At 42.2% G+C, this 26,872-nt stretch carries 23 protein-coding genes; 13 read left to right on the top strand and 10 right to left on the bottom strand.

Annotation, left to right across the window (positions count from 1 at the left end; all coding sequences use genetic code 11):
* Positions 1–721 precede the first annotated feature (721 nt).
* Complete coding sequence (locus tag FIS9605_RS0110160) at positions 722–2,701, top strand: AMP-dependent synthetase/ligase (protein WP_026732497.1); 1,980 nt, start codon at positions 722–724, stop codon at positions 2,699–2,701.
* A 36-nt stretch (positions 2,702–2,737) separates the two neighbouring features.
* Positions 2,738–3,187, top strand: coding sequence for a YlqD family protein (locus tag FIS9605_RS0110165; protein ID WP_026732498.1), 450 nt, complete (start codon positions 2,738–2,740; stop codon positions 3,185–3,187).
* Positions 3,188–3,346: 159 nt separating this feature from the next.
* Here FIS9605_RS0110165 and FIS9605_RS0110170 read toward each other — a convergent pair whose 3' ends face one another.
* The gene (locus FIS9605_RS0110170) at positions 3,347–3,868 is read right to left on the bottom strand and encodes a hypothetical protein (RefSeq protein WP_026732499.1); all 522 of its coding nucleotides are present in this window, start codon (positions 3,866–3,868) and stop codon (positions 3,347–3,349) included.
* 235 nt (positions 3,869–4,103) lie between these two features.
* Here FIS9605_RS0110170 and FIS9605_RS0110175 point away from each other — a divergent pair, with 235 nt between their 5' ends.
* Positions 4,104–5,417 (top strand): dihydrolipoamide acetyltransferase family protein, encoded by a 1,314-nt coding sequence (locus FIS9605_RS0110175; protein WP_072032377.1) that lies wholly within the window; start codon positions 4,104–4,106, stop codon positions 5,415–5,417.
* 398 nt (positions 5,418–5,815) lie between these two features.
* On the opposite strand, the gene FIS9605_RS0110180 is transcribed toward FIS9605_RS0110175, so the two are convergent.
* On the bottom strand, positions 5,816–6,550 hold the full coding sequence (locus tag FIS9605_RS0110180; protein WP_026732501.1) for a (2Fe-2S) ferredoxin domain-containing protein: 735 nt from the start codon (positions 6,548–6,550) through the stop codon (positions 5,816–5,818).
* A 74-nt stretch (positions 6,551–6,624) separates the two neighbouring features.
* Positions 6,625–6,861, bottom strand: a complete 237-nt coding sequence (locus tag FIS9605_RS0110185; RefSeq protein ID WP_026732502.1) for an Asr1405/Asl0597 family protein — start codon at positions 6,859–6,861, stop codon at positions 6,625–6,627.
* 639 nt (positions 6,862–7,500) lie between these two features.
* Between FIS9605_RS0110185 and FIS9605_RS0110190 the strand changes: the two genes are divergently transcribed.
* From FIS9605_RS0110190 to mutT, 5 genes are all read left to right on the top strand, one after another.
* Positions 7,501–8,055, top strand: coding sequence for a Dps family protein (locus FIS9605_RS0110190; RefSeq protein WP_026732503.1), 555 nt, complete (start codon positions 7,501–7,503; stop codon positions 8,053–8,055).
* Between the two features lie 617 nt (positions 8,056–8,672).
* Positions 8,673–11,987 (top strand): carbamoyl-phosphate synthase large subunit, encoded by a 3,315-nt coding sequence (carB, locus tag FIS9605_RS0110195; RefSeq protein WP_026732504.1) that lies wholly within the window; start codon positions 8,673–8,675, stop codon positions 11,985–11,987.
* A 558-nt stretch (positions 11,988–12,545) separates the two neighbouring features.
* Entirely contained in the window at positions 12,546–13,502 is a 957-nt protein-coding gene (locus FIS9605_RS0110200; RefSeq protein ID WP_026732505.1) for an RNA polymerase sigma factor, RpoD/SigA family, read from the top strand.
* Between the two features lie 264 nt (positions 13,503–13,766).
* A complete protein-coding gene (locus tag FIS9605_RS0110205; protein WP_026732506.1) occupies positions 13,767–14,111 on the top strand; it encodes a DUF760 domain-containing protein in 345 nt (114 codons plus the stop codon).
* Between the two features lie 536 nt (positions 14,112–14,647).
* Positions 14,648–15,073 carry an 8-oxo-dGTP diphosphatase MutT gene (gene mutT / locus FIS9605_RS0110210; RefSeq protein ID WP_026732507.1) on the top strand — a complete coding sequence of 142 codons (426 nt, stop codon included), beginning with the start codon at positions 14,648–14,650 and terminating at the stop codon, positions 15,071–15,073.
* Between the two features lie 83 nt (positions 15,074–15,156).
* Here mutT and FIS9605_RS0110215 read toward each other — a convergent pair whose 3' ends face one another.
* Complete coding sequence (locus FIS9605_RS0110215; protein WP_026732508.1) at positions 15,157–16,347, bottom strand: histidine kinase; 1,191 nt, start codon at positions 16,345–16,347, stop codon at positions 15,157–15,159.
* Positions 16,348–16,508: 161 nt separating this feature from the next.
* Here FIS9605_RS0110215 and FIS9605_RS0110220 point away from each other — a divergent pair, with 161 nt between their 5' ends.
* Entirely contained in the window at positions 16,509–18,023 is a 1,515-nt protein-coding gene (locus tag FIS9605_RS0110220) for a hypothetical protein (RefSeq protein WP_026732509.1), read from the top strand.
* A 168-nt stretch (positions 18,024–18,191) separates the two neighbouring features.
* On the opposite strand, the gene FIS9605_RS36730 is transcribed toward FIS9605_RS0110220, so the two are convergent.
* The 4 genes from FIS9605_RS36730 to FIS9605_RS0110245 all read right to left on the bottom strand — a co-directional run bounded on the left by FIS9605_RS36730 (position 18,192) and on the right by FIS9605_RS0110245 (position 22,330).
* Positions 18,192–18,908: a hypothetical protein gene (locus FIS9605_RS36730; protein WP_051469967.1), complete on the bottom strand. Its 717-nt coding sequence runs from the start codon at positions 18,906–18,908 to the stop codon at positions 18,192–18,194.
* Positions 18,909–19,787: 879 nt separating this feature from the next.
* Positions 19,788–20,300 (bottom strand): DUF3598 family protein, encoded by a 513-nt coding sequence (locus tag FIS9605_RS0110230; RefSeq protein WP_051469968.1) that lies wholly within the window; start codon positions 20,298–20,300, stop codon positions 19,788–19,790.
* 406 nt (positions 20,301–20,706) lie between these two features.
* Complete coding sequence (gene trpB / locus FIS9605_RS0110240) at positions 20,707–21,945, bottom strand: tryptophan synthase subunit beta (protein WP_026732512.1); 1,239 nt, start codon at positions 21,943–21,945, stop codon at positions 20,707–20,709.
* 166 nt (positions 21,946–22,111) lie between these two features.
* Entirely contained in the window at positions 22,112–22,330 is a 219-nt protein-coding gene (locus FIS9605_RS0110245) for a helix-turn-helix domain-containing protein (protein ID WP_026732513.1), read from the bottom strand.
* Between the two features lie 161 nt (positions 22,331–22,491).
* Between FIS9605_RS0110245 and FIS9605_RS0110250 the strand changes: the two genes are divergently transcribed.
* The 4 genes from FIS9605_RS0110250 to FIS9605_RS0110265 all read left to right on the top strand — a co-directional run bounded on the left by FIS9605_RS0110250 (position 22,492) and on the right by FIS9605_RS0110265 (position 24,340).
* Positions 22,492–22,701, top strand: a complete 210-nt coding sequence (locus FIS9605_RS0110250) for a hypothetical protein (protein WP_026732514.1) — start codon at positions 22,492–22,494, stop codon at positions 22,699–22,701.
* Between the two features lie 128 nt (positions 22,702–22,829).
* Positions 22,830–23,177: a translation initiation factor gene (locus FIS9605_RS0110255; protein WP_026732515.1), complete on the top strand. Its 348-nt coding sequence runs from the start codon at positions 22,830–22,832 to the stop codon at positions 23,175–23,177.
* A 103-nt stretch (positions 23,178–23,280) separates the two neighbouring features.
* Entirely contained in the window at positions 23,281–23,442 is a 162-nt protein-coding gene (locus FIS9605_RS40430) for a YqaE/Pmp3 family membrane protein (RefSeq protein WP_035139517.1), read from the top strand.
* Between the two features lie 25 nt (positions 23,443–23,467).
* Positions 23,468–24,340 carry a class I SAM-dependent methyltransferase gene (locus FIS9605_RS0110265; RefSeq protein WP_231510287.1) on the top strand — a complete coding sequence of 291 codons (873 nt, stop codon included), beginning with the start codon at positions 23,468–23,470 and terminating at the stop codon, positions 24,338–24,340.
* Between the two features lie 261 nt (positions 24,341–24,601).
* On the opposite strand, the gene FIS9605_RS36740 is transcribed toward FIS9605_RS0110265, so the two are convergent.
* Positions 24,602–25,528: a class I SAM-dependent methyltransferase gene (locus tag FIS9605_RS36740; protein WP_051469969.1), complete on the bottom strand. Its 927-nt coding sequence runs from the start codon at positions 25,526–25,528 to the stop codon at positions 24,602–24,604.
* A 231-nt stretch (positions 25,529–25,759) separates the two neighbouring features.
* Entirely contained in the window at positions 25,760–26,860 is a 1,101-nt protein-coding gene (gene prfA, locus FIS9605_RS0110275; RefSeq protein ID WP_026732517.1) for a peptide chain release factor 1, read from the bottom strand.
* Between the last annotated feature and the right edge of the window lie 12 nt (positions 26,861–26,872).

Genomic DNA, 26,872 nt, shown 5'->3' on the forward strand with positions numbered 1-26,872 from the left:
ACATAATAAATTTATTTTTGAGTAGTGACTATTAGCAAACACCAACTACTGTAAGCCCCTACTTTTATTTGATGAGATTTAATACCCCTGAATATGTTAATTGAAAATAGTTATTCCATCAATTTGGAGAACATCTACCGCAAAAGTTAGGGCTGAATTTACACGAGGGGTTGCCTGTCAATGCGTAAGATGTGCAATAAGGAAAAGTTGTAATTTCGTATTTAGCTTTTTGCGAAGTAGAAGCCGTCTGTAATGGTCGATGACGTTTAGTTTTTGGATTAGTAATGATACCTAAAAGCCTGGGAAAGATTAGGCAGGCAACTGTGCTAAACAATGTCAGCAATGTAGCATCTATACGACCCATAGGTAATCACCTGTTCCCTTTTCATTAATTTTGGATAATAGGCGTCTGCTGTTTTTAGTTGGCAGAAAAACTTATTTAAACCAACTAAAAACAAAGTTCGCACTAGTTGCAACTTCAGAAGGCTCTAGCTCTTGTTGAGAATGATGCAAGATGCAAGTTTAAACCAACTAAAAACAAACTTAGCATTGCTTTTTGTCTATACTATTTAATCATAATATAGATTTTTTTATATATGTACATAAAATCCTCAAAGTTTCTTTAGACAAAAAGAATTGTGTCCATTCAGGTTCGGTATTTTAGCCCGATCGCAGCATAAGCTGGAAACATAACTCACCGAATTACTGAGGCTGTGGTGTTATGTCAAAAACTCCTGTGAAAAATTCTTTTCTTGCCAACATAACTGAACGAGAGCTACAAGCAATTAAGCATTTGCCTGATTACTCAAATGTGGAGTCACTGCCAGAAATATGGCCTTTGGTAGCACAACGATTTGGTAATATTGTTGCCCTGCGCGATCCTCACGCTCAACCGGAAGTAATCCTGACTTATACTCAGTTGTGCCAACAAATTCAACTATTTGCAACTGGATTGCAGGCTTTGGGAGTACAAGCGGGCGATCGCATTTCTCTGATTTCCGATAATTCTCCCCGCTGGTTTATTGCCGATCAGGGCATTATGACGGCTGGGGCGGTGGATGCGGTGCGTAGTTCCCAAGCAGAGCGGGAAGAACTCCTGTATATTGTGGCTAACAGTGGCAGCACGGCGCTAGTAGTGCAAGATTTAAAGACACTCAACAAGCTGCGCGCTCGCCTTGAGGATTTGCCGATTAAATTAGTCGTCTTGCTTTCTGATGAAGCACCACCAGAAGCAGAAACCCTGAAGGTGTATTCCTTTACTCAGTTAATGGAAATTGGGGCTAAACACACTTTACAACCAGTCAAGCGCAGCCGCGACTCTCTCGCCACCCTTATTTATACTTCTGGTACTACGGGTAAACCCAAGGGCGTGATGCTCAGTCATCGCAACTTGATGCACCAAATCGTCGCTATACCAACAGTAGTGCAACCGCAAGGAGGAGATATTGTCCTGAGTATTCTCCCTACCTGGCACAGCTATGAGCGGAGTTGCGAGTATTTCTTACTTTCTCTAGGTTGCACGCAAGTTTATACTAACCTGCGTTCGATCAAGCAGGATTTAAAAGAATTTAGACCGCATTACATGGTAGCTGTACCGCGTCTTTTAGAATCTATTTACGAAGGAGTGCAAAAGCAGTTTCGCGAACAACCTGCTTCTCGCCAACGCCTAATTAAATTCTTTCTCGGTATCAGCGAGAAATACATTCAAGCACGGCGGACAGTCGAAGGTTTAGATTTACAGAACCTGAATCCTTCCATAGTTGAGCGCTTGACAGCTAGTACACAAGCTGCGGCTTTGTCACCCCTACACGCTTTAGGAGAAAAATTAGTCTACAACAAAGTTAGGGAAGCAACAGGAGGAAGAGTTAAGCAAATGATTAGCGGTGGTGGTGCGCTTCCCAAGCACGTAGATGACTTTTTTGAAATTATTGGTGTAGAGATTTTAGTTGGCTATGGCTTGACCGAAACTTCCCCTGTCACCCATGCACGGCGTTATTGGCGAAATTTGCGCGGTTCAGCTGGGCAACCAATACCAGGTACAGAAACTAAAATAGTCGATTCTGAGACTCGCAAGGAGTTACCACCTGGGGAAAAGGGTTTGGTGTTGCTGCGAGGGCCGCAAATTATGCAAGGTTATTACCAAAATCCGGAAGCAACAGCCAAAGCAATTGATTCTGAAGGCTGGTTTGACAGTGGTGACTTGGGTTGGGTAACACCGCAAAATGACTTGGTTCTGACCGGACGAGCCAAAGATACGATTGTATTAACGAATGGGGAAAATATCGAACCGCAACCGATAGAGGATGCTTGTTTGCGATCGCCCTACATAGATCAAATCATGCTTGTTGGGCAAGACCAAAAAAGTCTGGGTGCTTTAATTGTCCCCAATCTGGAAGCCTTAGAAAAATGGGCAGCAAGTCAGAATCTGCAACTGTGTATAGAGGAGGACAATCTTGCCTCGGCAGCCAGTCAAAAAATAAACCTGGAGAGTAAAATAATCCAGGATTTGTTTCGGCAAGAATTGAATCGGGAAGTGCAAAACCGTCCTGGTTATCGACCAGACGATCGCATCGGTCGGTTCAAGCTGATTCTAGAGCCGTTTTCCATTGAAAATGGCATGATGACGCAAAAGCTAAGCATTAAACGACATGTCGTGATGGAACACTATCGCGATATTATTAACGGGATGTTTGCCCAATAAGTCCACTGCAAACTAGAAAGTCAACGTAAACCCTTTATGGATGTCTCCAAGCCTCAACTGCTTTTAAAACGTATTGTCAATATCAAAGCCATTGTCACTCCTCTTTGGAAAGAGGAAGTACAGCAGCAATTGCAAGCCCAGATCAATCAAACTGACCAGCAATTGCAACAGTTGGACATCCAAGGACAGCGGGCGATCGCAGAAATTCAAAAGCAAAATCTGCAACCGCCCGGTCCTCAAGCCCTCCAACAAATTGAGAATATTCAATTCCAGGTCAATCAAAAGAAAAGCGAACTGCTAGAGCAGAAAAATCAAAGTCTGCAAAACCTCCAGCAAGTACAGATGCTTGAGTTAGACCAAGAAGTCAACCAATTTCAGATGGAAGGCTTTTTCCGAGTAGAACCGGGGGATAACTTAATTAGTAAAATGCAGGTCGAGGTTGTGCTACGCGATGGTGTTGTAGAAGAAATTCGCGGCGATATCTAGGCTTAATTATAGCTTGATGGGGCGCTCTAACTGCCCTCACCTACAATACTTGTCATATCTACTATCGGCTTTTATCGGTGAGGGGTATGCTAAAAAGCTCCTCACACCACACGTGGTTACTCCTCACTGCTTCTTTGTGCTGATAGCTGCTTTGAACATCTATTGACAGGTAATCATTGCCAAATCTTTCCTGCCGTTTCTCAACAGACATTGTTCCTGGGAACCAGCCCAAACAATTTGCCACAAAGGGGGTGAACTAGCGAGCAGCGATCGCCCAAATGATGTCAACTCAACTCGATACTTAACAGCACTTGTAGCATTTTTTCTCTCTTTCGTTTGCACGATCGTCACAAACGCTTGATTTGGTTGCGGATAAAATACCTCTACCTTGCGCGTTCCTCGCTCTGGTGCACTATCGTCAAAGGCATCAAGGGCGAGGGCAGCCGGATCGCTACCTTGGAGAACTGACTTAATACTACCAAGTGGTATGGGTTTATACTTAGCCCGCTCCGGATTTGCCATCACTTCTTGAGCTGAAGCTACAGCAGCGGAGTGCCGCTGTGGTAGATTGTTATTGGCTATTGGCGCAGATTGCTGGCGATTAGCAATATAAACCCCAGCGGCAGCGGTGGCAAAGATACTCAGTATCAAAATTACCAAAATCTTCAACTTTGCCGGCATAAAAAATTAACAAGCACTTTCAAGCAGTTTAGTTAATCAAATTTGAATTTTAAATTGAAGTATGACTTTACTTCCTCCTTCTTTTGAGTAATTGTTCTGATGTAACTAGCCGTGATAAGAAATACAAATTAATAGACCATCAGGTAATAGAATAGTTCCTCGCGTCTCTGGTCAAGATACAATTCGATCTGGCAAAAGCTGTTAAATTTTACAAGATTATCGATTCGCCCTCCCTATGAGCATTCACGAAATATTCATGCCCGCACTTAGTTCCACCATGACCGAAGGTAAAATTGTCTCTTGGGTGAAATCGACCGGGGACAAAGTGGAAAAAGGCGAAACAGTGGTGGTTGTCGAGTCAGATAAGGCAGATATGGATGTGGAATCCTTTTATGAAGGATATTTAGCCCACATCATTGTACAAGCTGGTGAAACTGCGCCCGTGGGAGCAGCGATCGCTCTGTTGGCAGAAACCGAAGCCGAAATTGAAACAGCGAAGTCTCAAGCCCAAGGCGCTGGTGCTGCTAAAGCTGAAACTACTGCTGCCGCTGCTCCCAGGCAAACGGCAGATACAGCCGCAGTCGCAACACCTGTCTTGGCGGCTCAAAACGGCTCTAATCATCGTTCCGGGAGAATCGTAGCTTCACCGCGCGCCCGCAAATTAGCCAAGGAACTGAAAGTTGATTTGAGTAGTATTCCTGGCAGTGGTCCCTACGGTCGGATTGTTGCCGAAGATGTGGAAGCAGCAGTTGGCAAACCTAGCCCACAACCTGCTACACCAACCCCAGTAACACCACCACCAGCCGCTGCCCCAGTCGCACCAGCACCAGCTGCCCAACCAACACCCGCGCCCATGCCAGCAGTTGCGGCTGTTCCAGGTCAAGTAGTGCCTCTTACTACCTTGCAAAATGCCGTAGCGCGGAATATGGTTGCCAGCTTATCCGTGCCTGTAATCCATGTGGGTTACACCATTACTACTGATGCACTAGACCAGCTTTACAAACAGATTAAATCCAAGGGTGTGACAATGACTGCGCTACTAGCAAAAGCCGTAGCGGTGACATTGCAAAAACACCCACTGATCAATGCCAACTATTCAGACCAAGGAATTGTCTATCCTTCTAGCATCAACATTGCTGTAGCAGTGGCAATGGATGATGGGGGATTGATTACTCCTGTTTTACAAAATGCCGATCAATTGGATATCTATTCTCTATCTCGCACTTGGAAGTCTTTGGTAGAACGCGCCAGAGCCAAAAAGCTACAACCAGAAGAGTACAGCACTGGTACATTTACAATATCGAATTTGGGCATGTTTGGCGTAGACAGATTTGATGCGATTCTACCCCCCGGACAAGGTTCAATAATAGCGATCGGGGCATCTCGACCGCAAGTAGTAGCAACAGCCGATGGCATGTTTGGTGTTAAGCAACAAATGCAGGTGAACATTACCTGTGACCACCGCATTATTTATGGTGCTCCCGCAGCTGCATTCTTGCAAGATTTAGCGAAATTGATTGAGACCAATCCTCAATCTTTAACCATGTAAGTGAAAATACTACTTTAATAACCAATTTTAAGACTTGGAGAATGCAAACCCCAAGTCTTTTTCAATGCCTGAATAAAAAAGGTCATCGGGCAAGGGGCATCGGAAAAACAAGAGGGGGAAGGGGAAAAGGGGAGCCAGCGCGTTGCGGAGGTTCCACGCCACGTGCTTTATGCCGGGAAACCATGCACGGCAGTCGCACCCTGCACCGAAGCCGCTCTGCGGGCGTCTACATGGGGGGAACCCCCTATAAGTGCGCGCTGCCTCACCACCGCAGTGGCTCCTCCGTTGTAGCGACTGGCAACAAAGGTGAAAGGTGAAAGGTTAATAAATTCCTTTACCCTTTACCCTTTTCCCAATGCCCTATTCCCTAAAAATAAATTTATAAAAAAGTTTTCTTGTTAAATAGTGGCTATATTTGCCGTTGACATTGCTACTTCGCTGGCGCGGTCTTGCCTTTGCTTCACTTGGTTGGTAGCAAAATGCTTATCAATAAGTGCAGGAACTTGTGTAGCTTGAATGTGACTGTAGCGGGTTTTATCAGGCATAACTAAATTGGGCCCTGCCTTGCAGTTTTTCATACAACCAGTCGCTTTGATCGTCACCTGATCTTCTAAACCGCGATCGCTCAAAGCTGATTGTAAAGCCTGACACATAGCTTTGCCACCACGCTTCATGCAATCAGACTTTTGACATACCAAAATGGTAGCGACTTTAGTTGGTTGTGGCTTGGCGTCAGTAATTGATGGGGTGATAGGGAGATGGGGTGGTGGGGAGGAAGAATTTCTTCCACTTTCCCACTCTCCCAACGCCAGGTGCTTTATCCCGGAGAACCCGTCCACCGCACTGGCTCCTCTTCCCCTCTCCGAAGACGCCGCCATGACTCGCTCAGCTTTTAACTTAAGCGTACCTGTTTTGCGATCGTATTTTTTTTCACCTACAACTTGCAGCCAAATACCTGGTGGTAAACGCCAATCAAAAGCTATCCGTAAATGTTTAGCTAGCTTGACGTAACACTCTCCCTCAGAAGTCGCCAGTAGTAAACCTTTGAGTTTATAACCATCTTTGATAACAAAATCGAGGAACCTTCCCTCAAGACAAAATGCGGTTGTTTCAGTTTCGTGGGAATTACTCATTGTCTTGACCTATTTTTTACAAACACAAGCAATCTAGCGAGATATCACTGGGAATTGTTGGTGGTGAATGAATGCTACCAACACAGTTCCAACGCCCAAATCAATGCTTGCCGAGGGGCTGTGAATTGCCGCATGACACTCCAAAGTTGAATAGCTGTGTAAGCATTGTCAATTTGAACTGTCAATGGCTGGTTAGTCTCGCACCAGCAGGGAATATCTAGTTCCCGCAAGCGTTGATAGACCTGCCAGCGGTCTGCCCAATTCACTTCTATAACGTGCTTTACTTCTAGTTCTGAACTGAAAGACTTCAAGATTGCCGCCCTCAAAGTGCAATAAACTCGCAGTAACTACTGCGATCTGATTCCTTGATAAGGATATTTTTGGAAGTTGAACTCCTTAGAACAGCATAACCTAAGTGCAAACTTTTCTCAGTAGTTTTTGCAAAAAAATCTCAATCATACCTAATAACAGGAGAAGGGTGGAGCTAGGAAAAGAAATAAAGAGTAATGGCAAGATTAGGTAAATAAATCCCCAATTAAAAACTCAAAGTTCAAAATTATTAGCATTTACTCATCCCCGAACTGTCCAGCAGTAGAAGATTAAAGGGGACTGGGGATAGGGGATAAGGGATAAGTAATTTCCCGATCCCCTATCCCCGATCCCCAACCTTCTGCCTTGTCAGATAAGATTAATGAAAATTTTTACCTTTTCTACTGACTCTGGCTTCTGCTTCCTTTGTTCTAGCTTTTCTACCTCCTACATTCTTCCTCCTCAAAAATATCAAGCTGTTTGATGATATGTATTTGCGATAAGAAATAAAAGCAGAAGTTTTATACAGTTAAAAAAATCAAAGTTTTATAATATTTTTAGAGCTTGTTTTCATTTTTGAAATGCTAATATGTAAAGACTAAGCGGTTAGAATGCATAACTGCTCAAAAGCGAGGAGAACAATGTCTGAAACGCAAACTTTGTTACAAGATTTTGGTCAGGTTTATGACAATCCTGTACTGCTAGATCGCAGTGTCACTGCTCCAGTTTGTGAAGGATTTAACGTTGTCTTAGCTAGTTTTCAAGGCCTGGCCTTACAATACCAAAAGCATCATTTTGTAGTTGAAGGCGCAGAATTCTACTCTCTGCACGAGTTTTTTAACGAAAGTTATAAAGAAATACAAGAACACATCCATGATATTGGTGAGCGCCTAAATGGATTGGGAGGCGTGCCAGTTGCAACCTTCGCCAAATTAGCGGAATTATGCTGCTTTGAGCAAGAAGTGGATGGTGTCTTTTCCTGCCGTAACATGGTAGAAAATGATCTCAAGGCAGAGCAAGCGATGATTAAGTTGATTCGCAGCCAAGCTGCTCAAGCAGAAAGCTTAGGCGATCGCGCTACACGCTATCTCTACGAAAAAATCCTTCTGGAAACTGAAGAAAGAGCTTACCATTTGGCTCACTTCCTTGCCAAAGACAGCTTAACCTTAGGATTTGTTCAACGTGTTCAAAATTAACATCCTAATTATCTTAAGCTGTCTTTCCTAGACTGAAGGAAAAGTTGCAAGTGTTAGTTCTGAATAAATTATAAAAAAAGGCAGAGATAAGCACATTTATCTCTCTGCCTTTTTTATTTATGTATCTAAAAATACACACTATTAAAATCAAAAATTTTATTATTGCTTTACTATGAGTAAATACTCATATCTAAAAGAGTCTATAATTATAAAACTTAATTTATATATAGATAAAAATCAATTGCTATTTTATTGAGAACAATAACTAATAAATCTCAAATTAATCTAAAACAACTGATAAATTACAGCATGACTACTACACACAATTTAGACATACAAAAGCAGTAGAAAATGAACTCAAAATCTAAAAAATAAAGTGAAACAGTAAATTAATTACGCTTTTAGCCATGAAATTTTCCTATCTTTGTGCGATCGCCTAAGCTAGAGAAGACTACAGAATAAAATGCTTGGAACACTAGAAAAATCAACAAGAGTGCCTTTTCCTGACCAGGTCTCTGTCATTAAATGTAGAAAAGTTGATAACAAACAGCATTAGTAGTGGGTAAAGACCCTTAAAATAATCAGGATTTGTATTCTCATACTCCAAAGCAACGACTATGCCCCGCCGTGACGATATTAAAAAGATTCTGCTATTAGGGTCTGGCCCAATAGTGATTGGACAAGCTTGTGAGTTTGACTATTCTGGAACCCAAGCCTGTAAAGCGCTGCGAGAAGAAGGCTATGAAGTGGTACTGGTCAATTCCAACCCTGCTACAATCATGACCGACCCAGAAACAGCCGATCGCACATACATCGAACCGCTAACACCGGAATTAGTTGAAAAAGTCATCATCAAAGAACGACCTGACGCCCTATTACCAACAATGGGAGGACAAACCGCCCTTAACATCGCCGTCGCTTTGGCAAAAAGCGGAGTGTTAGAAAAGTACAGCGTCGAGTTAATAGGCGCTAAGTTACCAGCCATTGAAAAAGCCGAAGACAGGAAACTGTTTAACGAGTCGATGGCAAAGATTGGGGTGAAGGTGTGTCCCAGTGGTACAGCTTCTTCATTAGAAGAAGCAAAAGCGATCACCCATCGCATTGGTACTTATCCTTTAATTATTCGTCCAGCTTTTACTTTAGGTGGTACTGGCGGCGGTATTGCTTACAACGAAGAAGAATTTGCGGAAATGGCACAAGCAGGTATAGATGCTTCTCCCGTGTCGCAAATTCTCATCGACCAATCCCTTTTGGGTTGGAAAGAATACGAACTAGAAGTAATGCGCGACTTGGCAGATAACGTTGTGATTATCTGTTCAATTGAAAACATTGACCCAATGGGTATTCACACTGGCGACTCTATTACCGTTGCTCCTGCCCAAACCCTCACCGATAAAGAATATCAGCGGCTGCGGGACATGGCAATAAAAATTATCCGCGAGATTGGTGTAGAAACTGGCGGTTCTAACATCCAGTTTGCCGTCAATCCCGTCGATGGGGATGTAATTGTCATTGAAATGAACCCCCGCGTTTCTCGGAGTTCGGCTTTAGCCAGTAAAGCTACGGGTTTTCCGATCGCCAAAATGGCGGCTAAGCTAGCCGTCGGCTACACCTTGGATGAAATTAAAAATGACATCACCAAGAAAACTCCTGCCTCTTTTGAGCCGACCATAGATTATGTCGTCACCAAAGTTCCTCGATTTGCCTTTGAAAAGTTCCCCGGTTCTGAACCAGTGCTAACTACCCAAATGAAATCGGTAGGAGAAGCAATGGCAATGGGACGGACATTTAACGAGTCCTTCCAAAAAGCCCTGCGTTCTCTAGAAACAGGGCGTGCTGGGTGGGGATGCGACATTAAAGAAAAACTCCCTAGTGGCGAACAAATTCGCGCCCAACTACGGACACCAAACCCTGAGCGCATTTTTGCTGTGCGTCATGCCATGCAGCTAGGGTTAAGCATTGAGGAAATCTACGAGTTGACCGGGATTGACCCTTGGTTCCTCGATAAAATGCAGGAACTGCTGGAGTTAGAGAAATTCCTGAAGCGGACGCCCTTGCAGCAGTTGACAAAAGAGCAAATGTATGAGGTTAAGCGGCAAGGATTTAGCGATCGCCAAATTGCCTATGCCACCAAAACCACTGAAGATGAAGTCAGGGCATACCGCAAAAAATTAGGCGTTATCCCTGTTTACAAAACTGTGGATACCTGTGCAGCCGAATTTGAAGCCTTTACTCCCTATTATTACTCTGCCTACGAAGAAGAAACCGAGATACTAGCAACTGATAAACCCAAAGTGATGATTTTGGGTGGCGGCCCAAACCGCATCGGTCAGGGAATTGAATTTGACTATTGTTGCTGTCACGCTGCCTTTGCTCTTAAAGCAGCAGGGTATGAAACAATCATGGTCAACTCCAACCCCGAGACTGTATCAACAGATTATGACACCAGCGATCGCCTCTACTTTGAGCCGTTAACCAAAGAAGATGTATTAAACATTATTGAAGCGGAAAATCCTATAGGCATAATTGTGCAGTTTGGTGGGCAAACACCGCTGAAGTTGGCAGTTCCATTGCAGAAATACTTAGCTTCCCATGATGGGGAGATGGGGGGATTGGGAGATGGGGAGAAAAGTCACCCCATCACCCCATCACCCCACCACCCCACCAATATCTGGGGAACCTCTCCAGACTCTATCGATATTGCCGAAGACCGGGAGCGATTTGAGAAGATTCTCAAGGAGTTAAATATTGCTCAACCGCCAAATGGTATTGCCCGTACTTATGAGGATGCGCTTATAGTCGCCCAACGGATTGGTTATCCCGTCGTGGTGCGTCCTAGTTACGTGTTGGGAGGAAGGGCAATGGAAATTGTCTACTCCGATACAGAATTAGAACGCTACATGACCTTTGCTGTCCAAGTAGAACCCGAGCATCCAATCTTAATAGATAAGTTTTTGGAAAATGCGATCGAAGTAGATGTAGATGCGATCGCCGACCATACGGGCAAGGTAGTGATTGGTGGCATCATGGAACACATTGAGCAAGCGGGCATACATTCAGGAGACTCTGCTTGTTCTTTGCCTGCAATTTCCCTACCACCAGTAGTTCTCAATCAAATTCGCAGGTGGACGGTGGAACTGGCCAAGGCATTGAATGTAGTAGGACTAATGAATATTCAGTTTGCCGTGGTTGGTTCTCAAAGTTATTCTCCCCAAGTTTACATTTTAGAAGCCAACCCCCGCGCCTCTCGCACCGTACCCTTTGTTTCTAAAGCTACGGGCGTACCTCTGGCGAAACTAGCATCTTTAATCATGTCTGGCAAAACCTTAGAGGAGTTGGGCTTTACCGAAGAAGTTATACCATCCCATATCGCCGTCAAAGAGGCAGTATTACCATTTAATAAATTCCCTGGTACAGATACAATCCTCGGCCCGGAAATGCGCTCTACTGGCGAAGTCATGGGCATAGACAGCGACTTTGGCCGCGCCTTTGCCAAGGCAGAATTAGGTGCTGGCGAGCGTTTGCCTTTAAGTGGCACAGTGTTTGTGTCAATGAATAGTCGCGACAAAGCAGCAGCAGTACCAGTAGTCAAAGAATTTATCGATATGGGCTTTGCTGTGATGGCGACTGAAGGTACGCGCCGCGTCCTTCAAGAAAATGGCTTAGAAGTAGAATTAGTACTTAAACTTCATGAAGGTCGCCCCCACGTCTTGGATGCCATTAAAAATCACAAAATTCAACTGATTATCAACTCACCCTCTGGTGAAGAAGCCCAAAGTGACGCCAGACTAATTCGTCGTACAGCCTTGGCTTACAAAATCCCCATCATTACCACCATTGCTGGGGCAAAAGCCACCGTCGCAGCAATCCGTACCCTCCAAAATACAACTTTGGATGTCAAAGTTATCCAAGATTACTGCATGGTTCCATAGGGGATTGGGTATTGGGGATTGGGCAAAAGTTAAAGGGTAAAGGAATTTATTAACCTTTCACCTTTCCTCTTTTCCCATTGCCCTTTGCCCTTTGCCCCATTCCCCACTTCTCATAGGAGAATTCTTATAGTTAACATTGAGTTTTGTTAAGAAAGATTAGAAATTTTTCTTGCCCTTGCTAGAGTTATGGAATACGCTTATAAATACAGTTTTAAAAAAACAGCTAGCTGGAGTAGACAGGAAAAATACAAAATCTTTGTTTGTCCTGTAGTCAAAAATTTATCATAAATGTTACAATTTTTAATAAAGCACAAAAAAAAGAAATGTTTTACAAACTACCTTTTATCTAACTGTAGATACTTGTGCAGAATATAAAAGTAACTGTATCTTCTAGCAGTAAAGAACTAAATCAGAACATTACCAGTCGCCGAGTAAATCGGGCGTATGAGTTGCAAATCACAGCATGGGTTCCCAGTCTGACCAATATAGGCACCCAAAAAAGGCATCTATCAGTTAACTACCCTACTGTCAAACCCATATTTACTAAAGAGTAGTGCCATGAAGACCGCTCAGACAGCTACAGACCTCGTGCGGACTTACCTGCGTGAAATCGGCCGTGTGCCGCTATTAACACACGAGGAAGAGATTTTTTATGGCAAACAGGTACAACGTGCAACAGCCTTGCACGAAGCGAGAGAATCTCTGACCATCAAGTTAGGACGTCAACCAACTCTAGAAGAATGGGCAAAGGCGACGCAGCTAGAACCAGTAGAATTGAACGAAGCGATCGCAGATGCTGAAATAGCAAAGCGCAAGATGGTAGAAGCCAATTTGCGATTAGTAGTCTCTGTTGCTAAAAAGTATATCAAACGCAACGTCGATCTACTCGACTTGATCCAAGAAGGTAGCATTGGAATGCAGCGGGGTGTGGAGAAATTTGACCCTACTAAAGGCTATAGATTTTCTACCTATGCCTATTGGTGGATACGTCAAGCCATCACTCGGGCGATCGCGGAGAAAGGTCGTACCATTCGGCTACCAATTCACATTACCGAGAAACTGAATAAAATTAAAAAGGCACAACGCTACTTATCCCAAAGATTAGGACGTGCTCCCTCTGTTTCTGAGTTAGCACAAGAGTTAGAATTAACTCCCAAGCAAGTGCGAGAGTATTTAGAAAAAGCGCGTGTACCCTTATCTCTAGATATAAGGCTGGGAGATAACTACGATACCGAACTTGGAGAAATGTTAGAAGATCCAGGAGCTTGTCCAGAAGATTTTGTCGCCCAATCTTCCCTGTCTAGTGACTTAGATCGTCTCATGGCAGAACTTACACCACAGCAGCGGGAAGTAATATCCTTGCGGTTTGGTTTAAATGACGGACAAGCACTAACTCTTGCTAAGATCGGCGAGATTCTGAACATCAGCCGTGAACGAGTGCGGCAAATTGAACGGGAAGCCTTAAGCAAACTCCGCAAATCAAAAGTTGGCATTAATGAATATTTAGCAAGTTAGTTGATAGTTAGTAGTTAGTAGATAGTAGTTAGTCGTTGGTTCTTCACCACTAACCACTAACCACTAACCAATAACTCAATGAGGTGAGACTTTCCGCTTTCTTTGGTACGGTTACGCCCACTGCTAACAGACAATCTGCTTGTTAGATTAGTTTCCAGGAACACATAACAGCTAAAGCCAAGTCAAATAGACTATAAGACAACTATTAATTCAAGTCTATTTAACTTACTTTCAGCGCAGCTGTGGTAGTACAGGAGGAAAAATATGAGTAACCCATCCAATAGAGTCTCAGAATTCTTTAACAGTGAGTCAGAAACTAGTAACTTATTGTGGCAGTACGTTAAATCCTTAAGTCCAGAGACTGTGAGCCAATTATCCCAACCCAATTCCCCTGAAGTATTTCAGGTAATGGAGCGCAATATTATAGGATTATTGGGTAATTTGCCCTCCGAACACTATGGTGTTACTATTACTACCAGTCGGGAAAGTCTTGGTCGTCTATTGGCCTCAGCCATGATTAGTGGTTACTTTTTGCGTAACGCCGAGCAGAGAATGAGTTTTGAATTGGCATTGCAAGGCATGGAAATCAACAATAATGAAGCAGAGTAGGAATTGAAGTTGCCTATTGGAAATTCAAGGTGTTTACGTCCATGCTTCATCTCAGCCACAGTCAAACAAATCCGAAACTACCCTCTGCGAAATTCTCACGGTCTTACTTTATCTTTGGTTGAAAAACATTGATAAATCTGAAAGTTAAGATTTATCAAGCACTCCAACAAAGCCTGTAGATGAAAATAAGCTGGCTCACCAAGTAAGCTGTTCCACATCTAATTTGCATAACTTGAGCGGGCAGGATGCCCACCCCACAAGAGAATATAATATGCAACTTGAATGTGCTTTAGCTTATTGTTAATCTTAAATTCTGAACATCAAATACGCTTGATGCAGTCAGCGCCAAACAAAAGAATACCAAGAAAATAAAATAAATTTGCAAATTGTAATAAAATACAAACTCGGTAGATATTAATTTGCCGAGTTTTGTCATTTATTCAGTTGTTGGTAGTTGGTTGTTGATTGTTGGTTGGTTATTATTCCAAACAACTAACAACTAACAACTAACAACAACTAACCACTAACCACTAACCATGAACGAAACTACTTCTGTTCCACCTCATAAAATTATTGGTGTTGCGGTAATCTGGAACGACCAGAGGCAAATTTTAATCGATCGCCGTCGCCAGGAAGGAGTAATGGGGGGTTTATGGGAATTTCCTGGAGGTAAAATCGAGCCTGGTGAAACAGTTGAAGACTGTATTCAGCGAGAAATTCAGGAAGAATTAGGAATAGCGATCAAAGTCTGTGAGCATCTAATTACGATAGACCACACTTACACTCACCTCCGGGTAACTCTAACAGTACATCACTGCCACTTGATTAAAGGAGTTCCCCAACCAATTGAATGCGAGGAAGTGCGCTGGGTAAGTTTGGATGAACTAGAGTATTTTGCTTTCCCTGAAGCCAACACTCAAATTATCGCAGCATTAAGGGAGTGGTTAGTGGTTAGTGGTTAGTGGGTAGTGGGTAGTGGTTAGTAGTTAGTGGTTAGTGGTTAGTAGTAAATATTCACTACCAACTACTATCTACTATCTACTATCTAATTCACATAAACTGGCAGCGTGAAGTGAAACCATGCTCCACCACTAGGGGAAGAATCTACCCAAATTTGACCATAGTGAGCGCGGATGATGCGTTGACACAAACACAGACCAATACCGTAGCCTTCTTTACCTTTGTCCCGTTCCAAGCGGAAGTGGTTTTCAAAAATGCGATCGCGGTTTTCTTCTGGGATACCAGGCCCTGTATCGCCAATGCTGAATTGAACTTTTTGCGTAGTGCGGTGCAGTCCAGCAACGCTAATCGTGCCGCCTTCCGGTGTATATTTAATCGCATTATCCAATAAGTTAATTAACACTTGCCGGATACGTTCTGGATCGGCGTAAACAGTAGGTAAATCCTTGGGAATATCTTTTTGTATCTTCAGAGATTTTTCAATGTAGCGATCGCGTAATTCCTCCAATGTATCTAAGCAGAGTTGTCCTATATTTGTTTTTTGCGGTTGAATCGGAAATTCTCTCTCGTTATTACGACCTAGCTGTAAAAGGTCAGTAATCATACGGTCAATGATTCGAGTTTGGTTGCGGGCTTGTTTAAATAAATGCGCTGTCATCGTTGGTGTTAACCGCTCGAATCCAGCTTTTTCTGGGTTGTAGTTAGATTGCAGAGTGTCCATTGCTATGGCGGCCGCAGTCAAAGGATTGCGGAGGTCATGGGCTAACATAGCTATCACCCTGTCTTTAAACTGTAGCTGTTCTTCGAGTTGCTCTTTTTCCTGTTTTAAGCGAAAAATTTCATCTGATAGTCGCAGCAGTTCCGCAGAAATAGCAACCGAACGAATAGAGGATTTAGGAGATGATGGTGAGCGACCATTATCTTCCATATTTTCTTGCAAGTTACTCTGTAATTTTACGTAGGCATCTACTGTGGCTTGCCAGCGAGGCCACCAACTTTTTAGTTGGGCAATTATATTACTACCTGCCAGAACATGTCTAGGTTCCGGATGAATTTTGATTAAAGCTGGTGTTGCTACCAGTTTAAAATATTCTGCCAAATAGGGTTGTTGCCCAACATCAACAATTTGAAGTTCAAACTTGTAGTCAGCTTCCAATTCTTTTAAGTACGCACGTATTCGCTGCACTTGCTGTCGGGACTTTGGTCGTCCATCAACAAAAAGTAACAATTGTAGTGGAGCTTCAGAATAAATAGGCTGATCCTGGGAAGCTTGCATGTAATCGTGTTTTAGCACTGGTAACAAACCGACGACACTTGACGAAAAGTAAGATAAACTGGCGCTTGTCGATGGGATGGTCGTTCTTTTTTTTTCAATTTAATATCAATTTAATATCTATTTTAGATTTTTCATACTCCCATCCCTACAGGATTTTTTAGATGAGATATATTTTTTTCAGTCTTTTCATCCCATTTTGTCTCATTTCTGTTTCTGGGCAAGGCTTTAGCGCTGAGTCTAAGTCGCGATCTTCGCTGAATCAAAATCTTTCGTCAAGACCAGATGAAAGTTTTTATACAACTGCAACTGGGATGGTACAAGAACAAGTGAATTTGATTGCTCGCATCGAAAAAGCAATTTCTCAACCGGATGCCAATCAACTGCGATCTGTGAGAGGACAATTAACTGTCCACCAGGTAGCAACAGAAAGTTTTCTCAAACGCCACTACCCGAACCCTAAAGCTTTGTGCTATCTGGAAGGGAAATTTTCTGTGAATATTTCCTTCCTGTCCGATCAATTAACAGAGCCACAAGCACAAATTTACTGCTCTTTGTATGCTTCTAGTCAAGAGTTATCTAAACTTGCTCCAGTTTTAGATCGGCTTTTGTCTCGGCGCGGTGAGTTAGCGTTAGTGAGAGAGTTACCCCTAGTTAGTGGCGAACGCCAGTCAGATCCTGTGCTTTCAATTGCGCCAATCCAGCATCCCAATCTCGCAAAACCAGCTACTCCTTTTGCTGTTCAAGAAGCGGATTTCCCAAAAACCCCACCACCAATCATTGCTGGAACGGCGAAGAGACTTCTAGCCGAGTATGTACCGCCAATACAAGCGGCGATCGCACCACCACCAGAAACGCTCGCTACTTTACAAGTGGCAAAGCAAATTTTAGCACAAGCAATAACCGCATTTCCCGAGGGGACAAAATTTCAAAATTCTTGGGAAACTACTACCAAGCTTGACCGCTTTACTTATGACCTCGATCCGCAAGAGCCGCAAACTTATGCCAAGTTTTTGGAGATGCCCAACACTGGTATTTTCCGCGTCTTGCCTGATTCAGCTTACCATCGTCAGCTGAATACTCTTAGCAATCGTTTACAGCCAAGCGTCAGCGAACGCTATCCTTTTCCGTCCTTGGGTAAAACAAACGGAGGCTTTACTCCCAGCTTAGCACTTCAGCTCGTGGGTGATAAATTCCAAATTTTACCGCAGGGATTGGATTACAGCTTCATGATTGACTTAGGTAATATACCCCTAGAAAAGTTGGATGCCAAGCTGCGATCTGTTTCGCTGCCAACACGACAGTTTTTCTTAAATTACCAGCATCCCAGAAAATTGGCTGATTTGCAAGTAGAGCGACGGCGCTTCATCACAGGCAAAGACCAAAATTGGAACCAAGACCAAGTGATTTTCACAGATGCCAAAGCAGTATTGAACCACACCTATTTAGTGCGATCGCTCCAGTTCCAAATACCAGAGATGATTTTAAGTGGTAAATCAATTTCCAGTAGCGATCGCCTCAATCTAGAAGAATCACTCCAAATGCAAAGCAGCGATATCATACTGGCATTTCGACCAGTGCGTCGCCGTAGTGATGGTAGCTACACAGTTCTCTGGCGAGTTTTAAATCAATTTAATCCTCCGCCAATCGATGATTTAGAAAACTACGTGAAATACTGACACCTATATTTCATATACATGAGTTCGCGCACGAAATGCACCAAGACTCTGCGAGCCTTTGCGTTTACCTCTGCGCCTCTCTGCGTTTTAAATCACTACTTTTTACGCAAAAATGTACCGCTAACCAAGGACAACAATACTGTTACTTCCATAACCCTTCCTCAGATTTCAACTTAGTTTTGTTTTGCAAACTACTAATGATGAAACATTTTGGTTATATTTGATTTTATTCATACATACTCTTGCAAAATAAATAAACCAAGTAACGATTCCTAGCAGTTTAGCTCCATCTTCAAATAAAAACATATAGTTATTGTTAATATTGCTAAACAGAGTATCACTAACTATTGACATACCGAAAAAAGCAAACGCCAAGATTAAAATAATGAAATCAGTTTTTACTATAGTTTCGACAAAATTTATCAAGTATAAGGATAATATCACTGCATACCCCAAGAAAAAAAGCTTTTCAGAAATGTGTAAATAGTTTGGAAAAACATCTTCATGAACCATCAATAAATCATCTATGAGTAGAATAGAAGAAAGAAGTCCAGAGAAGAGTAAAAATTTTGATTCCTTTTTTTTAATATCTTTTTTTAATACGAAAAAACTAAAAATACAGATAGCTGCACAAGAACACCAAAGCAATATGCCTATATTTGATAGCAGTCCAATGTAGAATGGCTGCCCAAGAATTGCTGCTGGGTCGCGTGTCAAATACGCTATAGGTATTTTTTTAAGCCTGCTAATAATTGCAACAACTATAAAAGCGCTAATAGTCAGTACATATACTGCAAATAAACTTGCAAATAATTGTTTGAACCTACCATACCAAACTAATTGTGTGTTTGATTCTAGGAATTCCGTGTAATTTTTTCTACTCATGTTTTTATCTATTGGTAGAAATAGGTAAATTTAAGTTATTGTCAATCAAGATTAATCCATGACTAACCCTTAGTTAACCCATGCTTAATTCAATTAACTAAAATTTAATCTAAATTAGACAAAAGTAAAGTTTATGCTAAGCTCAAACTCAGCAAATTAATGATTTCTTCGGATAATTAAAACGCAAGCCTAACGGTCAACTTGTCAAACAAACCCATTAAATCTTCTGAAGCTAGTATTATTTACTATCCGTGTAATCTTGACCTTGATGCGATCGCAGATGTTGGAAGATTGATGAGAAGGCAGAAGTACGAAGGCAGAAGGCAGAAGGGAAACCCCATAAATAAATTTTAGGGGTTTCAAACAAGGACGCCTTTTTTCTCGCGCTTCGCGTCTTGAAAAAAATCCTTTTACCCTTTTCATAAATAAATTTAGGGGCTTTAAACCCTGTGGCAGAGGGCAAAATATATATTTTCTTCCTTCTGCCTTCTGCCTTCTGCCCTCTGCCTTTCTTCGGTAATTTTGTTAATAAAATTTAATACGATAGCTCAAAATGTATTCACCAAAGACTTAACTATCTTTGTCGCACAACAAAATTGACACGACATAGCCGCTTGCGAAGGAGATCCTGATTGTATTGCCACGGAAAAGCAATTTGGGCAAGGCATATCAAGGCTTTTACATCAGGCGATCGCAAATCGCAAATATTGGAATACTGGCAATTTCATTAACAAAACTAAGGGCGTTGCTGAATCAAAGTATGAATCCAAATGTAGAGACCGTAAATTTGCGGTCTCTACAAGGATCTTGGCAGAACGTAAAATCATTTTCTACATGAAATCAGCAAAGCCAGTAATTGTTTGTCCATGACCAAACTTTTTAATCAACTCTATGTTCGACAACTACCAACAAACTTTTCAAATCACCATTGTCTGTGAAAAATTGTGTTGTCCGAACGCGCTTATTTTCTCCCTGTATAACTATTGTTTCAATTTCTCTGAGCAGTCCAGTTGCAGTATTAAACACTTTGAAATCAACAATATCACCGTGTTCCACAGCGGTTAGTTTGCTATCACTGAAAGCAGAACCGTCCTGTGGCTCAACGTTGACTTCACTATTACCTATGGGAATCACATCAAAGCTGTGGGAGAAACTCGTACCATCAGGGTACAAGTAAGTGTTTGTTATGATCCACTTATCACCCGCATCCTGGAATGTTTGCTTGATGTCGTAGCTCTTGGTTAGTTGAAGATCCGCATCCAAAAATCTAACGGTTCCTTCCCAGTTTCCGACGTGTTTGGGTATTACTTTATAGTCCTGTAAATTAACTTTACCTTGAGTTTCTGTTGCAGCCGTGTCACGGACAGGCACATTCGTTTCTTGTTGAGTCATACTGCCGCCTCTGCTGAAGATAATGTTATGCAAGATTTATGAACTTTGCCAGCTATCATTGACACACTTGAATTAGTCAATACTAAAAAGTTGATTGTTATAAAGCGACTGTCAATCAGTAGGTTAGGAACACTGAATTTTTACTGCAAGTATTATTCCCTCTGATTTTGACAGCTGCCCAAACGCTAGCACAGCTTTCCTAGCTGTAACACTATCTTCTTTAGCGTCACCAGAACCCAGAGATAGATTTATATCCTGTCCGCTTGAATACTTATACTGTCGCCTAGGCTGGTGATTGGTGATTGGTGATTGGGAAAGAGGCTTGTTATAGTTCTTCCCCAGTCCCTTCCAGTACCCAGTCCCCATTACCTATCAATGTTTTATAAGTAATTTACCAGACATAATATCACTGAGGAGCTAAGAACTTAGCTACCGTTTGCACATCCTTATCACCACGTCCGGAACAGTTAATTACAATGCGAGGACTACCGCTAAGTTGCGGACACAGGGTTTCTAGGTAGGCGATCGCATGAGCGGTTTCCAGTGCAGGTATAATTCCCTCTAAGCGCGAAAGTCTCTGGAATGCTGCCAAAGCTTCTGCATCAGTCACACTGTAATATTCAGCCCGTTGAGATTCTTTCAAATAACTGTGTTCTGGCCCCACACCCGGATAATCTAACCCAGCACTAATCGAATGGGCTTCAATTACTTGCCCATCGTCGTTTTGCAGCAAGTAACTCATTGCTCCGTGTAATACACCAATCCGTCCTTTTGTCAAGGTAGCGGCGTGTTTATCCGTGTTGACACCTTCCCCAGCGGCTTCTACGCCAATTAACCGCACAGATGGTTCATTCACAAACTCGTGGAACAGTCCGATGGCATTGGAACCACCACCCACACAAGCCATGAGAATATCAGGCAAGCCACCCCATTTTTCCATCGCTTGGGCGCGGGTTTCTTGCCCAATCACTGCATGAAAATCCCGTACCATCATCGGGTAAGGATGGGGTCCTGCCACCGAACCCAAGATGTAGTGAGTCGTTTCTACATTCGTCACCCAATCCCGAATTGCCTCAGAAGTAGCATCTTTCAGCGTACCAGTTCCTGCTGCCACAGGTCGAACTTCTGCCCCCATCAACCGCATTCTAAATACATTCAATGCTTGGCGTTCCATGTCGTGAACGCCCATATAAATAACGCATTCCAAGCCAAACCGAGCGCAGACTGTAGCCGTTGCGACTCCATGTTGCCCAGCACCCGTTTCGGCAATAATCCGCTGCTTGCCCATGCGCTTTGCCAACAGTACTTGAGCGATCGCATTATTGATTTTGTGAGCGCCTGTGTGATTTAAATCCTCACGTTTTAAGTAAATTTGCGCTCCACTACCATCTGGTCTGGCATAGTAGGTAGTGAGGCGTTCGGCAAAATACAGGGGAGTGGCACGCCCTACGTAGTCACGTAGCAATTGTTGCAATTCGGCTTGAAAGGCTGGTTGATTGCGGTATTGCTGGTAAGCTGTTTCTAGTTCTGCCAAGGCTGGCATCAATGTTTCTGGAACATACTTACCGCCAAAGCGGCCAAAGCGTCCTTCTGGATCGGGGCGTTGGGTATTTTGGGAATTCGGGGAAATGGGAGTAGTGGTCACGGACTGATTTGCAATTACGGGACGAAGATAATTATAGAAAAGATTCGCATAGGGGAGTCAAAAGTCAAAAGTCAAGAGTCAAAAGTCAAGAGTCAAGAGTCAAGAGTCAAAAGTCAAAAGTAATACCTCTTGACCATTGACTTAACGGAGCAAAGTGGAGTGAGTGTTAAACATCTTTCTGTTCCTCCACCCATTCTAAGATTTCACCAGGATGAACCTTATAGGTATCGCAAATAACTTCTAACACACGAATAGAAGGCAGGTAGTTAGACTTTTTGGCAAGTTTATAACCAGTAGCAGGAGCTATACCAGTATCTTTGATGAATTGGTATACAGATAGACCTTTGGCTTCCAAGAAGCTTTTAACTCGATTTTGTATAGGCATTTTTTTATAGTACTACTCCAAAATTATTGCAATATTTATAATAATACTATATTTACATAATGACTATAAGCATAGTAATATTAAAACATAGAAAAGGCGGTGCCGCCTAGGAAACGAAACCGCCTTTTCAACCCTTCATAAAAAATGAGGTTTAATTAATAATGCCACAACTTATCCTTTGTCAAACACCCACACGAGGTTGGATAAATTTAGCTTACGCTCGACAAATTCGGTTTCGGAAAGTTTATCTAAACATGTTTAACGAGGAAACCGCCTGCGTCATCACTTGGAGTAACGGCGACAGGGAAGCTTTTTTTGGGAAAGACGCTCAAGCAATCATCCAGGTTTGGAAAAATTACACAAAAAGTTAAAAAATTGAGCTAGCGCGTGACGGGGGGTTTTCCCCCGTTGTAGCGACTGGCGTGAAGAAACTACGTAAAACTTATATTAGGTTTAAGCTAAATCAAGAAAGAACTCAGCACTCACAACGAGTAAACATATGGCTTCTGGAAAGGATAAATCATCTAGCGATCGCTCAGCTTGGCGTGAATTTGGTCAAGACAACTCCGCAGCAATAGAAAGACCAATTCAAGAACTACCACCCGAAAAACAAAACTTGCGGGTGCAAGCAACCCGCGCCGGACGCAAAGGTAAAACTGTAACTGTGATTAGCGGATTTCAAGCCAAACCAGAAACCCTACAAGCATTATTAAAGCAGTTAAAAACCCAATGCGGTACAGGTGGTACAGTTAAAGACAATGAAATAGAAATTCAGGGCGAACACAAGCAGAAGATTCTCGAAATTGTGACCAAGCTGGGTTACAAAGCCAAAATCAGCGGTGGCTAGTTAGTCGAGTTAACCGAACTTAGTTTACCTGCCACGCTCAGACATAAATGTTATCTTTGAGAGGTAAAAATCCTGCTCAGTTTTATATTCACAGGAGAAAGCAATGGATTTAGTTCGGATTATCTGCGCTATTTTCCTACCACCTCTGGGAGTGTTTTTGCAAGTTGGTTTCGGTAAAGATTTTTGGATTAATCTGCTTTTGACAATTTTTGGTTTCTACATTCTTGGCATTGTTCACGCCGTTTGGATAATTGCGAGGAAATAGATATAAATAAAATTTATTCTCAGGGATGATGGCGGGTACACCTTCGAGAAACGAACTTCACGAACAGAACCGTTTGTCTTGGAATGAGGCAACCAAGGCGCACAATAGCCATAAAGGCGATCAAGCAAAGTTTTTCCAGGAAGGAGGAAGCACTCTTTTTCCAGAAGAGATTGAACTGCTGGGAGATATTGCTGGTTTGTTCTTAGTTCACTTACAATGCAACGCTGGACAAGATACTCTATCGCTGGCGCGGCTGGGTGCAATTGTCACTGGCGTAGATATTAGTGATGAGGCTATAGCCTTTGCTCAAAAACTCTCACAGGAATCAGGAATTTCAGCCAACTTTGATCGCGCCGATATCTTCAATTGGTTTGAGGAAACAGCAACAACAAGAAAACAATTTGATATTGTATTTTCTTCTTACGGGGCAGTTTGTTGGATATCTGATTTGAAGCTTTGGGCTAAGGGAATTTCAAATATTCTCAAAACTGGTGGACGTTTCGTTGTTGTTGACTTCCACCCTGTAGCTATGATGTTTGATACTGATTGGAGCCATAAATTTTCTTACTTCAGTGGGAGTATGCCCCTAACTTGTGAAGATGGTATCGGCGATTACGTGGCGTCTTCTGGTGGGGCGTTGGTTCCTTGGGGTTATGAAACGGGAATTGAGAATTTTCACAATCCTTACCACACCTATGAGTTTCAATGGGGTATCGGCGAGATAGTCACAGCGCTGTTGCAAGCTGGACTGAATCTGAAAATTTTGAAAGAGTATCCTTACGCCAATGGCTGCAAGCTATTTGAACGGATGCGTGAAGCGCCTGGCGGCCGGATTTTTCCACCAGAAGATATGCCGAGTTTGCCTTTAATGTATGGAATTGTTGCTCAAAAGCTGTGAGTGGGAGCATTCCAAATGTGTTCGTTATGTACACATTTTTTTATCAATCCTGACGGGAAAACCCTACACTCCACTCCGTTGCGTGTAGGGATGAGAAATGGGCTTTTGCATTCTTGTTTATCCTCAACCAGAAGAAATATCACCAAAGTTGATGTTTCCTGCTATACCTATAAAATAAAATTGATGCCAATATTGCGATCGCTAACATTCCCCACTTGAACGGGCTAATTTTATATTTATTGAACTTAGCAAAGCTACAGTTCAAATTATTTTTTGAATATAAAATGATGACCCTTTGCATTTGAAATTTTCATAGTTGCATATCAAATTAGATTTAACCTTTAAACTTTCTGAGCATCTCGAAAGATAATTTACTGGTATTATAACTTTAAATAATTTATTTAAACGTAACATTGTTTCTAAATAATACTGTTCGTTCCAGAATCTTTTTTGTTTGACAAACCAGTCAAGGGGATAATGATATGGTGAAAAAATATCATGAATATGAATATAAACACCTTTGTTAAGGTTTGGATATATGTTTTCAAACTGGTATTCAACATCACTACCAAATTTATAGACATGACTTGAATCTATAAATAAAAAGTCTGATTCTCCAAGTTCAGTGAAAAGACTGGTTGGAACTCTTTGAAGAGGTTCACGAATAATTTTACACCTGACTTGTGTTTCTTTTTCTTCATTTGAAAAACGAGCATAAGGATCAATACTAATAAAGTTAGCAATCTCACCACTGTCTTTAAAATTTTGCTCTAATGCGGCTATGATTACTCTTGTAGACACTCCTTGTCCTACTTCAATGACCTGTTTTGGTTTATTTTGACGTAAAAAGCAGTATAGAATAATACTGTCCAAACCACTAAAGTAGTAATTTTTTTCCTCATAGCCGTACTGGGTAGAAACTGCGTAAAAACTTTTCCCCCATTCATCTAAAATATTTAGAGTTAGATTTTCAGACTCATTAAATCTGAAATCAATGTTTAAATTTGAACGTGGTTCATCTTTGTATTGTTCAAGTATATATTTAGTGTTTGGTATTGGTTCATAAAAATGGTCTCCTAAAAGATGCCAACCAATGTTTTCAAGATAGGTAAATATTTTTCTAGCTAAGTACCTTTGTATTGCATTCTTTTCATTTAAAGCTTTGTAAATTTTTTCTGAAACTACCATATTTCTCTTTAGAAAATAGTTTTCCTATGTATTTGCTATTATTCTACAGTAACAGTAGAAATGGAAAATGCACGCAATAACACATTAAAATTTCGTATATATTTGCTACTATTCTTCAGTAACAGTAGAAATAGAAAATGCACGCAACAACACATTAAAAAACCGCTTACGTGTGTTAAAAGCAACAGCACAAACAGCGGTTTTCTACAATATTATTTTTAACAGCCTCTATTAATTAGCTGCACCAGAAGCAGCAAGTTCCGCCAAGCGTTCTTGCTGGTCTTGAGAGATACAAGACTGAATCAGTGATTCTAAATCACCTTCTAGAACTGGGGCGAGGGAGTAGTTCTGACCGAGACGATGGTCTGTAACGCGATTGTCCTTATAATTATAGGTGCGAATTTTCTCAGAACGTGACCCTGTACCAACCTGCGATCGCCGCATGGAAGTTACTGCTTCTTGCTGTTCGCGTAACTTCATTTCATACAGTTTTGCCCGCAAGATCTGCATTGCCCGTTCTTTGTTTTGCAACTGGCTGCGTTCTTCAGTACAGAAAATCCGAATTCCCGTTGGCTTGTGGAACAAGTCTACCGCAGTTTCCACCTTGTTGACGTTTTGTCCACCCGCACCACCAGATCGCGCTGTGGTCATTTCTATATCTTTGGGATCGATGTGAATTTCCACATCATCGACTTCTGGCATTACCGCCACGGTTGCAGTGGAAGTATGAACTCTTCCTCCAGCTTCTGTGACTGGTACGCGCTGCACGCGATGTACTCCCGCTTCAAATTTCAACTTGCTGTAGACGTTGTCTCCCTGAATTTCCAGAATTGCTTCTTTGAAGCCGCCCATTTCCGCTAAGGATTCACTGACTAGCTTCACTCGCCAACCCTGACTGTCAGCATAGCGAGAGTACATCCGCAACAAGTCACCTGCCCAAATACTAGCTTCATCACCACCAGTACCCGCACGAATTTCTAGCATGATGTTTTTATCATCATTGGGGTCGCGGGGTAGTAATAATATTTTCAGGCGATTTTCTAGGTATTCTATTTTTTCTTCTAATTCCTGAACTTCCAGGGCTGCCATTTCTTGCAATTCTGGATCGCCCTGAGATTCTTTCAAGATTTGACGTGCCCCTACTAATTCGTCTTGGGCTGTTTTCCAAGTTTCATAGGTAGTCACTACCTCTTCTAACCCAGACCGGGCCTTAGCCACTTTTTGATACTCATCCGGATTTTTGGCAGTATCAGGATCGGCAAGGCGACGGGTCAATTCATTAAAAGTTTGTTCAACAGATTTGAGTTTCTCCAGTAAATATTGTTCAGCCATGAGAGTGCGATC

The sequence above is a fragment of the Fischerella sp. PCC 9605 genome (assembly GCF_000517105.1).
Classification (GTDB): Bacteria; Cyanobacteriota; Cyanobacteriia; order Cyanobacteriales; family Nostocaceae; genus PCC9605.